General features: G+C 66.6%; 8 protein-coding genes and 1 tRNA gene. 8 read left to right on the top strand and 1 reads right to left on the bottom strand.

Features of this window, described 5'->3' with window-relative positions:
• Positions 1-15 precede the first annotated feature (15 nt).
• From ACR42D_RS15380 to nuoH, 5 genes are read left to right on the top strand one after another with little or no spacing between them, the layout of a single operon-like run.
• The gene (locus ACR42D_RS15380; protein WP_484567671.1) at positions 16-2,415 is read left to right on the top strand and encodes an NADH-quinone oxidoreductase subunit B/C/D; all 2,400 of its coding nucleotides are present in this window, start codon (positions 16-18) and stop codon (positions 2,413-2,415) included.
• A gap of 13 nt (positions 2,416-2,428) precedes the next feature.
• A complete protein-coding gene (gene nuoE, locus ACR42D_RS15375) occupies positions 2,429-2,929 on the top strand; it encodes an NADH-quinone oxidoreductase subunit NuoE (protein ID WP_484567670.1) in 501 nt (166 codons plus the stop codon).
• A gap of 4 nt (positions 2,930-2,933) precedes the next feature.
• Positions 2,934-4,289 (top strand): complex I 51 kDa subunit family protein, encoded by a 1,356-nt coding sequence (locus ACR42D_RS15370; RefSeq protein ID WP_484567669.1) that lies wholly within the window; start codon positions 2,934-2,936, stop codon positions 4,287-4,289.
• Positions 4,289-6,856 (top strand): NADH-quinone oxidoreductase subunit NuoG, encoded by a 2,568-nt coding sequence (gene nuoG, locus ACR42D_RS15365; RefSeq protein ID WP_484567668.1) that lies wholly within the window; start codon positions 4,289-4,291, stop codon positions 6,854-6,856. Before ACR42D_RS15370 ends, nuoG begins: the two co-directional genes overlap by 1 nt.
• Entirely contained in the window at positions 6,856-7,851 is a 996-nt protein-coding gene (gene nuoH / locus ACR42D_RS15360) for an NADH-quinone oxidoreductase subunit NuoH (protein ID WP_484567667.1), read from the top strand. Before nuoG ends, nuoH begins: the two co-directional genes overlap by 1 nt.
• Before the next feature lie 65 nt (positions 7,852-7,916).
• Here nuoH and ACR42D_RS15355 read toward each other — a convergent pair.
• A tRNA-Glu gene (locus ACR42D_RS15355) sits at positions 7,917-7,994 on the bottom strand.
• A 376-nt stretch (positions 7,995-8,370) separates the two neighbouring features.
• On the opposite strand from ACR42D_RS15355, the gene ACR42D_RS15350 reads away from it, so the two are divergent.
• From ACR42D_RS15350 to ACR42D_RS15340, 3 genes are all read left to right on the top strand, one after another.
• On the top strand, positions 8,371-10,881 hold the full coding sequence (locus ACR42D_RS15350; protein WP_484567666.1) for a methyl-accepting chemotaxis protein: 2,511 nt from the start codon (positions 8,371-8,373) through the stop codon (positions 10,879-10,881).
• Between the two features lie 260 nt (positions 10,882-11,141).
• Positions 11,142-12,167 carry a TIGR00341 family protein gene (locus ACR42D_RS15345; protein WP_484567665.1) on the top strand — a complete coding sequence of 342 codons (1,026 nt, stop codon included), beginning with the start codon at positions 11,142-11,144 and terminating at the stop codon, positions 12,165-12,167.
• A gap of 169 nt (positions 12,168-12,336) precedes the next feature.
• Positions 12,337-12,963: a CatB-related O-acetyltransferase gene (locus tag ACR42D_RS15340; protein WP_484567664.1), complete on the top strand. Its 627-nt coding sequence runs from the start codon at positions 12,337-12,339 to the stop codon at positions 12,961-12,963.
• Positions 12,964-13,013 lie beyond the last annotated feature (50 nt).

Here is a 13,013-nt window from a genome sequence, read left to right as displayed (position 1 = left end):
GCCGTGCGGGCGGCCATGGACGGGGACGCTAACGCGGCGGCCGCCCTGCCGGACAAGGCGGGCCTGGGCGACGTCATCCTCAACTGGTGCCAGGCCAACAGCCTGTGGCCCCTGTTCTTCGGCCTGTCCTGCTGCTTCGTGGAGCAGGCCACGGTCTTCACCGGGCTGTACGACATCGCCCGCTTCGGGGCCGAGGTCCTGCGCGGCTCGCCCCGGCAGGCCGACCTTCTGGTGGTTTCGGGCACGGTCTTCAAGAAGGCCGCGCCCATGGTCAAGCGCATCTACGATCAGATGCCCCGGCCAAAGTGGGTCATCTCCATGGGCTCCTGCGCCAACACCGGGGGCATGTACGACGTGTACAGCGTGGTCCAGGGCGTGGACCAGATCATCCCGGTGGACGTCTACGTGACCGGCTGCCCGCCCCGGCCCGAGGCCCTGCTGCACGGGTTGATCACCCTCCAGGACATGATTCGCCAAAAGGGCCGTCCCTTGCGCCCGGTCCTTAACCTGGACGGCGGCCAACTCGGCGGGCGCGACGACATTCTGGTGCCCGGCGCGACCAAGGACCGCGACACGCGCGGCCCGGGCATGGCCGGTATCCCGGCGCGCGGCACCTCGGTGACCCCGCCCGCGTTCGCGGGCTCCCGGTCCGACGAGATGTGGACGCCCCCGGCCCCCCAACTTTCCTTTACCCCGGCCCACGATTCCCTGCGCGAGGCCCTGGCCGCCCGGTTCGGCGAGATCGCGTCCTGGCACGGGGCGGTCGTGGACATGCCCACGGTCACGGTACCGCCCGAACGCATCGTCGAGGTCCTCGATTTCCTCAAGCGCGAAGCGCCCATCCGGTTCGAACGGCTGGAGGACATCACGGCCGTGGACGAGACCGCCCGCAAGGTGCGGCCCGAGCACGACTATACGGCGGTCTACACCCTGACGTCCTTAAGCGCCGTCGAGTACCTGCGGGTGCGCGTGCCCGTGGGGGAAGGGCTCGAACTGCCCAGCGTGACGCCGGTCTGGCCCAGCGCCAACTGGTACGAGTGCGAGATATGGGACCTGTTCGGCATCCGCTTCAAGGACCATCCCGGCCTGCGGCGGCTGATCATGCCCGAGGAGTGGCAGGGCCATCCCCTGCGCAAGGGCGACCCGCAGCGGGCCACGGAGATGGCCCCGTACCTGGCCGAGGACGCCCGGCGCGAGCAGCCCGAGGACGCGGTCAGCCTGCTCGAAAGGGCCAACGGCGCGCCGCCGACGCGTCGCGAGTTCGTGCTCAACATCGGCCCGCACCACTACAGCACCCACGGGCTGGTCCGCTTCATCCTCGAACTCTACGGCGAGGAGATCGTGGATATGACCACGGACATCGGCTACCACCACCGGGGCGTGGAGAAGATCGCCGAGCATCAATCCTGGCATCAGTTCATCCCCTACACCGACCGCCTGGACTACCTGAGCGGGGCGGCCAACAACCTGACCTACCTGCTGGCCGTGGAAAAGCTCTGCGGCGTGGCCGTGCCCGATCGCGCCCAGTGCGTGCGCGTCATGCTGGCCGAGTTCTACCGGCTTTCCAACCACCTGCTCTGGCTCGGGACCATGGTCCAGGACCTGGGCATGATCACCCCGGTCTTCCACACCTTCCGCGAGCGCGAGCAGATCCTGGACATCATGGAGGCCATAACCGGGGCGCGGCTGCACCCGGCCTGGCTGCGCATCGGCGGCCTGGCCATGGACCTGCCCGACGGCTGGGACAAAATGGTCCGCGACTTCGTCACGATCTTTCCGGAAAGGGTGGCGGGCTACCGGCGGATGATCACCGGCAACCCCATCGTCCGGGCCAGGGTCAAGGGTATCGGCCGGTTGTCGCTCGCCGACGCCGTGGACCACGGCATCTCCGGGGCCAACCTGCGGGCCTGCGGCTCGACGCGGGACCTGCGCAAGGTCGCCCCGTATTCGGGGTACGAGCAGTACGACTTCGACATCCCCACTCGCGAGGACGGCGACTGCCTGGCCCGGTTCGAGGTCCGCTTCGAGGAGATGGTCCAGAGCAACCGGATCATCGCCCAGTGCCTGGAGTGGATGCCGTCCGGCCGGTTCATGGCCGACGACTACCGCTACTGCATCCCGGACAAGAAGGACACGCTGCGGGACATCGAGAGTCTGATCCACCATTTCATCAACGCCACGCGCGGCCCCAAGGTGCCCGCGGGCGAGGCCTACGCGGCCACCGAGGCCCCGCGCGGCGAGCAAGGGTTCTACGTGGTCAGCGACGGCGGCAACATGCCGTACCGGCTGCACATGCGCTCGCCCGGTTACGCCTCGGTGCAGGCCCTGCCCCTGATGACCATAGGCCACACCATCGCCGACTTTATCGCCATCATGGGCTCGCTGGACTACATCGCGCCCGATCTGGACCGCTAGGAGAACAGGGAACATGCTCCCCAGGGAATTGGAACAGGAAATAGCGGACATGGTCCACGGCACAGAGCACGTGGAGGAGAAGATCATCGACGTGATCTACCTCCTGCAGCGGCACTTCGGATATTTTTCGGACGAGGCCATGGGCCACGCGGCCCGGCTCACGGGCAAGACCCTGGTGGAGCTCGAGGAGTTGGCTACCTTCTACGACTTCATCTACCGCGAGCCGTTGGGCCGGTTTGTGATCCACGTCTGCGACGGGGTGACCTGCTGGATGCACCATGAGAACGGGCTGTTCGACTACCTCTGCCGCAAGCTCGGGGTGGCGGTGGGCGAGACCACCCCGGACGGGCTGTTCACGGTCCTGCCCACGGCCTGCCTGGGCAATTGCCACAACGCCCCGGCCATGCTCATAAACGGCGAGCACTACGGCAGGCTGACTCCGGAAAAGGTAGACAGGATTCTCGAGAATCTGCGCGAAAACGTCGACACCATCCCGCTGTGTCTGTGCAGGTGACGTCATGAGCGAACAGGTGCTTTTCAAAAACCGGCGCGCCGACTGCCGCCCCGCCAGCTTCGCGGACTACCGCGCGGGCGGGGGCTACGAGGCCCTTGAGAAAGCGGTGCGGACCATGACCCCGGAGGAGGTCATACAAGAGGTCATGGACTCCGGGCTGCGCGGCCGGGGCGGGGCCGGGTTCCCCACCGGGCGCAAATGGAGCTTCGTGCGCAAGGACGCGCCCCATCCCCGCTACATTCAGTGCAACACCGACGAGATGGAGCCAGGCACCTTCAAGGACCGCATCCTGGTCAATACCGACCCCCACCTGGTCATCGAGGGCATCGTCCTGTGCGGCTACGCGGTCCAGGCGGACCACGGCGTGTTCTTCATTCGGCCGTCCTACGACGCGGACGCCCGGCTGCTGGAAAAGGAACTGGACGTGGCCCGCGAAGCCGGACTGCTGGGCAAGAACATCCTGGGCAGCGGCTTTTCCTTCGACATCGACGTGCACCGCAGCGCCGGGCGGTACATCTGCGGCGAGAGCTCGGCGCAGGCCAACGCTATCATGGGCAAGCGGCCCAACCCGGACAAGAACAGCCACATGACCGACTCGGGGTTGTGGGGACTGCCCACGGTGGTCAACAACGTGGAGACCCTGGCCTCGGTCCCGTCCATCCTGCGCAACGGGGTGGACTGGTTCAAGTCCCTGGCCGCTTCGCCCGCCGGGGACGGCACCAAGCTCTACTCCGTGAGCGGCGAGGTGGCCGAACCCGGCTGCTTCGAGCTCCCCAACGGCACCCGGCTGGGGGACATCATCTTCGGGGCCGCCGGGGGCATGCTGCCGGGCGCGGAGTTCAAGACCTGCCTGCCGGGCGGCACGTCCACCAGCTTCGTGGCCAGGGAGCACCTGGAAACGCCAATGGACTTCGACGCCATGAAAAAGGCCGGGCTGTCCCTGGGCACCGGGTCGATCATCGTCTTCGACAAAAACACCTGCCTGGTCCAGGCGACCATCAACATTTTGTCCTATTTCGCCCGCGAGTCCTGCGGCTGGTGCACCCCGTGCCGCGAGGGCATCCCCTACATGAAGCACATTTTGGAGCGCATCGAGGCGGGCGACGCCGGGGAGCGGGACATGGAGCTCCTGCAACGGGTGGCCGACGGCATGGAGCACGCCTACTGCGGCTTCGCTCCGGGCGCGGCCATGCCGGTCCACGGGCTGCTCAAGCATTTCCGCGACGAGGTCCGCGAACACCTGGACGGGCGTGGCTGCCCGTTCACGGGCGAAGGCGTGGCCAAGCCCGGCCTGTGGACCTCCCTGGACCGTGACGAGTCGACTCCCGGTGACGCGGACGCGCAGGGGAGGGACGGCTGATGCCCAGGCTGATCATTGACGGGCGAACAGTGGAAGTGCCCAAGGGCACCAAGGTCATCGACGCCGCCGAACAACTGGGCATCATGATCCCCCGGTTCTGCTACCTCAAGTCCCTGGGCGCGGTGGGGGCCTGCCGCATGTGCGCGGTCAAATTCCTGGAAGGGCACAAGAAGGACCTGGACATGAGCTGCATGGTCGACGCGCGCGACGGCATGGTCGTGTCCACCGACCACCCGCACGCCGTGGCCTTCCGGGCCCAGGTCATCGAGTGGCTCATGCTCGACCACCCTCACGACTGCCCCGTCTGCGACGAGGGTGGGCACTGCCTGCTCCAGGACACCACCGTGTCCGGCGGCCACTCCCTGCGCAACTACCGGGGGCCCAAGCGGACCTACGAGAACCAGTATCTCGGCCCACTCATCGAGCACGAGATGAACCGCTGCATCCATTGCTACCGCTGCGTGCGCTTCTACCGCGAATACGCCGGAGGAGCGGACTTCGGCACCTTCGGCATCGCCGGGCGGGTGACCTACCAGCGGTTCGAGCCGGGCAGGCTGGAATCGCCATTCTCCGGCAACCTGGGCGAGATATGCCCCACCGGCACCCTGACCGACAAGCCGTCCCGGTACCGCGCCCGGCGCTGGGACCTGGAGCGCAAGCCGTCCATCTGCACGCACTGCTCGCTGGGCTGCAACACCCTGCCCGGTGTGCGCTACCGCGAGGTCCTGCGTGTGGAGAGTCGCTTCAACGAAGCGGTCAACGGCGATTTCCTGTGCGACCGGGGCCGGTACGGCTTCGGCTACGCCTCCATGGACGGACGCCCGCGCACCGCGCTGGTGGACGGACAGCCTGTTTCTTCCGAAGAAGGGGCGACTGCCGCAATGGACCGTCTGAAAGCGGTCATCGCCGCCTACGGCCCTGAATCCGTGGCCGTGCACGCGTCCTCCCGGTGCACCCTGGAGGACATGCTGGCGGCCCGGCGGCTAACGAGTGCTCTGGGCGTGTCCGCACCGAGTTTTTTCCTGACCGAAGACGAGCGGAACGGGTGCCTGAACGCGGCCGCAAGCCTGGACGCGGACCTGGCCTGGAATCTGGAACAGGTTCGCCGGGCAGACATGGTCCTGGTCCTGGGGGCCGACCCGCTGAATGAAACGCCCATGGCCGCCCTGGCCATCCGCCAGGCGGCGAGGGCCGGGGCCACGGTGGCCGTGCTCGACCCCAGGCCCGTGGATCTGCCCAGCGAAGCGGTCAAACTGCCAGTGCGCCGGTCGCTCATGCCCTCAGCCCTGGCCGCGCTCATCGGCCGCGCCTTCACCGAGGCGGATTTCCAGGGCGAGTCGCTTGCCTTCTGGCGGGAACTGCAATCCATAACGAAAGGGCGGACCGAAGCGTTCACCGAATTGAGCGCCGAACTGGACGCCGTCGCCCATGCCCTGGCCCGCGCCGAACGTCCGGTGGTGGTCTGTTCCACCACGGCCATGCCCCCGCAGTGGACGACCCTGGCCGCCGGTGTGGCTCGGCTGTTGCGTCGCGAGGGCACGGAGGAACAGGCCGAGGTCCGCTCCGGGTTGTTCTGCCTGCTGCCGCGCGCCGACTCCCTGGGCGCGGCCCTGCTCGCGGGCGGGGACGGGGCCAGCTTGGAAGACCGGCTGATGCCCGGCGGCGACGGGCAGGGCGTCAAGGCATTGGTCTGCGTCGGGGCCGATCCACTGGGCGAATATCCCGGCGCACAGGCCGTTGAAGAGGCGGTGGGCGGGCTCGACCTGCTGGTCTGCATGGACTGCGCGCCGTCCGTCACCTGGAGCAAGGCGCAGGTGGCCCTGCCCATGAACACGATTTTCGAGACCGGCGGCTGCCTGGTGGACAACCACGGGTTGTTGCAACGCGCCTTGCCGGTCTTTGCCGGTGGCCTCCCGGTTATCCAGGACGGCCACGGTTCGCACCCGCCGCGCAAGCTCGGCGCGGGAATCCCTGGTAATGATCCGTATTCCGTGGCCGGTTGGGTGGACCTGCTCATTCCCGACGCCGGGGACCATGCCGATCCCTCTTCGCCCGAAGAGCGGTTGCGGGCGGCCATGGTCGAGGCCACGGCAGAGCATGGTATCCCGGTCCTGCCGTCCGAAGCCGCCGTGCGCTTCGGTTCCCTGGACTGGCTGGTCCCGTTCATTGAGGCCGGGCATGGGGAAGGGCGGTGCGACGTGCTGGTCACGGGCTCCACATTCGGCGCGGACCGGCTGGCCAACCTCGGCGAGCCGGGCGAGACTCTGCTGCCCGAACCGTGCGCCTACATGCACGTGGAGGACGCGGCGGCCCTGCGTTTCGAGGACGGCCAGACCATCCTGATCCCGCTGGCTCAGGGCGTGGCCCGGACCGTGCTGCGTTGCCGCGCGGACATGGCCCGGAACACGGTGGTTCTACCCAAGACGCCCGGCTCGGGCTGGCAGTTTGTCGGGGGCATGGCCGCGACCGTCTCCATGAACCGGCTGTGGCGTGAGCAGGGCGACGAGGTCCGGGCGGCCATGGCGCGGGCCGACACGGACGATAGCTGCCCCGGAGGGAACCTGTGATGGGCGAGGAATTTCTGCTCGGATTGACGGTGCTGGTCATCAAGAGCGCGGTGGTGCTCCTGGTGGTCCTGACCCTGGCCGCGTACATGGTCCTGTTCGAGCGCAAGCTGCTCGGGCGCATGCAGCTGCGCTACGGCCCCAATCGCGTGGGCCCCTACGGCTCCCTGCAACTGCTGGCCGACGGCGTGAAGCTGCTGCTCAAGGAGGACCTGGTCCCGGACGGGGCGGATCGGGTGCTCTTCTTCCTGGCTCCCGGCATCCTGACCTTCACCACCCTGGCCGTGTTCGCCCTGGTCCCCTTCGGCGGGACCATCCACCTCTTCGGCCATGCCGTGCCGCTGGTCATAGGCGACACGGACATCGGGGTCCTGGTCTTCCTGGCCCTGTCGTCCATTGGCGTGTACAGCGTGGCCCTGGGCGGCTGGGCCTCCAACAACAAGTTCTCGCTCATCGGGTCCGTGCGCGGCGTGGCCCAGATGATCAGCTACGAACTGCCCCTGTCCCTGTCCCTGGTCCCGGTGTTCATGCTCGCCGGGTCGCTCAGTCTGACCGACATCGTCGACGCCCAGGCGAACTATCCCTTCATCGTGGTCCAGCCGGTGGCCGCACTGATTTTCTTCGTCTGCGGCCTGGCCGAGTCCAAGCGCATCCCGTTCGACATCCCCGAGGGCGAGAACGAGCTCCAGGCCGGGTTCCACACCGAGTACAGCGGCATGCGCTTCGCCCTGTTCTTCCTGGGCGAGTACGTGAACATGATCCTGCTCGGCGCGCTTATGGCCGTCTTCTTCCTTGGCGGCTGGCGCGGCCCGCTGCTGCCCGGCCCGGTCTGGCTGCTGCTCAAGATCATGATCGTCCCCTTCCTGCTCATCTGGACGCGCGGCACCCTGCCCAGGCTGCGCTACGACCAGCTCATGCACTTCTGCTGGAAGATCCTCATGCCGCTGGCCCTGGTCAACATCATCGTCACCGGCGCGGTCATGGCCGCCCTGGGCTGACCGGTGGGCCCGGAATCCAAAAACGAAAAGGCCTTGCGCATGGTGCGCAAGGCCTTGTGGCTTCGTGGCGTCCCCAAGGGGATTTGAACCCCTGTTAACGGCGTGAAAGGCCGCCGTCCTGGACCAGGCTAGACGATGGGGACGCAGGATGCGATGGGGCGGTTCGGCAGGGCGGGTGCCCGTTGAGGCCGGCTCGCTTCGATCGCGGAAACGGCCTTCTGGCACAAAAAAACGTCCGGGGCAAGCCTTTTCGGATGGGCCCGGATAACGCGTAACGGGATTTATGTCGATTTTTCACAAGCGGATTCGGAGTATTTTCTGTTGGCCGGGCAATCCTGGGAAAAATAATGTGAAATTATGAACGAGGGCTGTACGATGCCGTTTCCTGGCAGAGCATACCCATGATATGTTACATTACGGGGTCGCTGTGTTGTGCCTGCAGACGACGCTTTTCTTTATCGAGAGTGGACGGACATGTCCTGGAGGGGGGACTGTTCAATTATCTGGAGAGGATATGATATGAGCATCAAATACAAGATCCTGTTGCCGACCATCCCGCTGGTGTTGCTGATCGGGTGTGTGGGCTACTTCCTTTTGACCGGCCAGTTCGGCGAGTTGCGCACCTCGTTCGCAGAGATGCTGGTCGGCAACGCGGCCAAGACCCTGGAGCAGAACACCGAGGAAGCCGCTGTGCGGGCCGAGGAGGAAGCGGCCCTGTTCAGCCGCCTGCCCTCGGTCATCCGGGCCTTCTCCCTGGCCCACCAGGGCGAGATCGACGACGAGGCCGATCCGTTGGTGCAGAGCGCCCGCGAGGCCCTGCGCAGCGACCTCGCGCCCGCCCTGGACGGATACAAGGACGCCATGGGCGAAAAGCTCAGGCTCCATTTTCACCTGCCCAACGGGCGCAGCCTGGCGCGCATGTGGCGCGACAAACAGGCCAAGCGCAACGGCAAGTGGGTGGATGTGTCCGATGACATTTCCAGCTTCCGCAAGACCGTCTTGGACGTGAACCGCGACGGCAAGCCCCGCCGGGGCATCGAGCCCGGCCGCGGCGGCTTCGCCATCCGGGGACTGGTTGCGGTCAAGGACGCCGCGGGCAATCAGCTCGGCTCCGTGGAGGTGCTCAAGAGCTACGGCGACGTCTTCAAGCTGTTCAAGGACGAGGAGGGCAGTTTCTATACCCTGTACATGGACGCCTCCCTGCTCCCGACCACCACCAATCTCCAGGACCCCGCCAAGTATCCGCTGGTCGGCGACGCCTACGTCCGCGTGGCGGGCAAGGAAAACGCCGAGCTGGACGCGATGGTTTCGCCCGACCAGCTGCGCAAGGCCGCCGAAGGTCAGTACGTGGCCATCGAGGGCGACTACGCCGTGGCCTACCTGCCGGTGAAGGACTACCAGGGCAAGCCCATCGGCGTGATCACCCTGGCCCGCGATATCTCGGTCCAGAACGCCATCCTGGACAGCGCCGTGGTCCTGGTCCTGATCCTCTTCGGCCTGGCCGTGCTCGTGCCCATTCTGACCCTGCTCGGGGTCATGCGCTACGCCGTGTTCCGGCCCCTGAACCGCATCCGCGACCTGGCCGAACAGGTCTCGCGCGGCAATCTGGCCCAGGGCGAGCCCGCGACCAGCCGCGACGAGATCGGGGCCATCCACCGGTCCGTCAGCCGCATTCCGGTCAACCTCTCCGCGCTCATCGACGACTGCGAGGCCACGGCCCGCGAGGTCGCGCGCGGCGTGGTCCGCGCTCGCGGCGACGCCGACCGCTACGAAGGGGCCTATGCCCAGCTCATCCAGAGCATGAACCGGGTGGCCGACACCTACACCGCTACATTCGATTCCTTCCCGTTCCCGATTTTCACCATAGACCGCGACCACAACCTGCTCTTCGTCAACAAGAACGCCGAGGAGATCGCCGGGCGCAGCGGCGGGGAGCTTCTGGGAAAGCAGTGCAGCAGCGTCTTCAACACCGACATCTGCAAGACCGGGGACTGCGTCTGCACCCAGGCCATGCAGACCCTGGACCGGGCCGTGGGCTCCACCCGGGGCAGGCTCGAGGCGGCCGAGGTGGACATCAAGGGCTACGCCAGCCCGCTGCTCGACGAGAAGAACCGCGTCGTCGGCGCGCTCGAGGTCATCGTGGACCAGACCGACATCCTCGACTCCCAGCGCAAGATGCAGCACGTCGCCGACCAGGCGGGCAGGCTGTCCGAGCGCATGACCTCCGCCTCGCAGCAGCTCTTCGAGCGCGTGGAGGAGTCCCGGGGCGGGGCCGAGGAGCAGAGCGCCCGCGCCACCGAGACGGCCACGGCCATGGAGGAGATGAACGCCACCGTGCTCGAAGTAGCCCGAAACGCCAACGAGGCCGCCCTGAACGCCGAACAGGCCGAGGGCCAGGCCCGGGCCGGGCGCGACGTGGTGGGCAAGGTGGTCGCCTCGGTCAACGAGGTCCAGGAGCTCGCCTCCCTGCTGCGCGACAACATGGATGAACTCGGCGGCCAGGCCGACGACATCGGCCGGGTCATGACCGTGATCAACGACATCGCGGACCAGACCAACCTGCTGGCGCTCAATGCGGCCATCGAGGCCGCCCGCGCGGGCGACGCCGGGCGCGGGTTCGCCGTGGTCGCCGACGAGGTCCGCAAGCTGGCCGAGAAGACCATGGTGGCCACCACCGAGGTGGGCAGCGCCATCGGGGCCATCCAGTCCATGGCCCAGCGCAATGTCAACGAGACCGACAAGGTGGCCCGCGTGGTCGAGACCTGCACCTCATTGGCCGAGGAAGCGGGCAAATCCCTGGCCGAGATCGTCGACTTCTCGCGCGATTCCGTGCGCCAGGTCCAGGGCATCGCCGCCGCGGCCGAGGAGCAGTCCGCCACCTCGGAACAGATCACCCAGGCCACCGAGGACATGCACCGCATCTCCCAGAACACCAGCAAGGCCATGACCCAGTCGGCCCAGGCGTGCAGCGAGCTGACCGCCATCGCCAAGGAGCTCGACGGCCTCATCAACGAACTCGGTTCCGCCTAGGCGGTGCCTCCGGCGGCCGGGGGAAGGGGAGGAAAAACCCTTTGAAAAGGGTTCTTTCCTCCCCTTCCCCCGGACCCCCATCCCCTCCTTTTCCCAAATTTTTTATCGCCGCTTCGCGGGGCGTGATGGCGGTTTGGCGTGCTTGTAGCCTGGGAACTTGCGGGCGTATCGGAGCGGCGGGGGAGAGGGGAGTTGCGCATGTACTCCGGGGGCGCGCTGTGGTATTGCCTGTGGTATCGGAACCATACGAGGTCGGCACCATGGCATTGCGAGTTATCGAAATCGTCACGCCCCGTTCGGACAAGGACGAGGTCAAGAAATCCCTTGAGGAGCGTCAATCCGACGCGGGCTACGTGTTCTGGGCCTCGCCGCTCGACGACGGCGAATCCCTGACCTTCCGCGTGGTCCTGGACGTGGCCGAGACCGCCAACGTCATGGATGAACTGGAGGAACGGTTCGCCTGGACCGACAAGTACCGCATCGTGGTCTATCCCGCCGAGGCGACCCTGCCCAGGCTGGACAAGCTGGCCAAGGAAGAGGAGCAGGAGTCCGACCCCTCTCAGGAGGAGGGAAATGGCGGCCAGGCGGCCATCAGCCGCGAGGAGCTTTACGCCGACGTCCTGGACACGACCCTGCTCTCCAAGCATTACGTCATGCTCGTCCTGTTCGCCTCCCTGGTGGGCATCATCGGGCTCATGCGCGACAACGTGGCCATCATCATCGGGGCCATGGTTCTGGCCCCGCTGCTCGGGCCCAACGTGGGATTGTCCCTGGCCACCACGCTCGGCGACGCCAGGCTCACCCGCGAATCACTCAAGACGCTGGCCGTGGGCGTGGGGTTGTGCCTCGCCCTGTCCGCCGGGGCCGGGCTGGCCCTGGGCGTGCCCGAGATGACCCATGAGCTGTCCGTGCGCAGCATGACCTCCTATTCGGACATCATCCTGGCCATGGTCTCGGGCGCGGCCGGGATCATCACCGTCACCCTGGGCGTGCCCACCTCCCTGGTCGGGGTCATGGTCGCCCTGTCCCTGCTCCCGCCGCTCATCGCCTGCGGCCTGTTCCTGGGCGCGGGGATGTTCCCGGAGTCGGGCGGCGCGGCCCTGCTCTTCGCGGCCAACATCATCTGCCTCAACCTGGCCGGGGTGGGCACCTTCCTGGTCCAGGGCATCCGCCCCCTGTCCTGGTACGAGAAGGAGCGCGCCAAGAAGGCCACCCTGCGCGCGGCCCTCATCTGGACCGTGCTCCTGGCCGCGCTCATCGGTCTGATGTTCCTCAAGACGCACTAGCGTTTCCCGCCATGGGCTCCCGCTTCGGGCAAAGAACGCGGCCCATGTCTATTCATATTTTGACAGCGTCCTCTTTGACGGCCTATATCCCCTCGGACAAGCGGCTTTTCATTGATCCGGGCAGGGCGGACGAGTCTTCCGGCCTGCCGAGCTTAGAGGGAATAACGACATGAGCCATCCACTGTTTCCCCGGTCCGGGGACAAGAATACATGCAACCTGCGTGAAGCGGTCACCAAGCCGAATATCGAGGTGGGCGAATACACCTACTACCACGATTTCGACGACCCGCTGCGCTTTGAGGACAAAAACGTCCTCTATCACTACCCCGTGAATAACGACAAACTGGTCATCGGGAAGTTCTGCTCCATAGCCCACGGCGCCAGGTTTCTGTTCAACGGCGGCAACCACAAGCAGGCCGCCTGCGCCAACTACCCCTTCGCCATTTTCGGCGAGCAGTGGGAACACGAGCGGCACATCGCCGACAGTTGGGACAACAAGGGCGACATCGTCATCGGCAATGACGTCTGGATCGGCTTCGAGGCGCTGGTCATGGCCGGCGTGACCATCGGCGACGGGGCCAGGATCGGCTCCCGGGCCATCGTCACCCGCGACGTTCCGGCCTACGCCGTGGTGGCCGGGGCCCCGGCCCGGCTGATCCGCAAGCGTTTCCCGGACGAGGATATCGCGTTGCTGGAGGAAATCCGGTGGTGGGACTGGCCCGAGGAGCGCATCAAGCGCGACCTGGACCTGCTGATGGGCGATATCGCCGCCCTGCGGCGGGCTCTCGGCGGATGACATCCATCCTGAGGTATGAAGACCGCAAAAGGTCCTGTGCGATGAGCCCG

The sequence above is a fragment of the Pseudodesulfovibrio sp. lm2024 genome (genome assembly GCF_051175575.1).
Lineage (GTDB): Bacteria > Desulfobacterota > Desulfovibrionia > Desulfovibrionales > Desulfovibrionaceae > Pseudodesulfovibrio > Pseudodesulfovibrio caledoniensis.
Note: the sequence above shows the minus strand (reverse complement) of the source record. Positions and strands in the feature narration are given on the sequence as shown.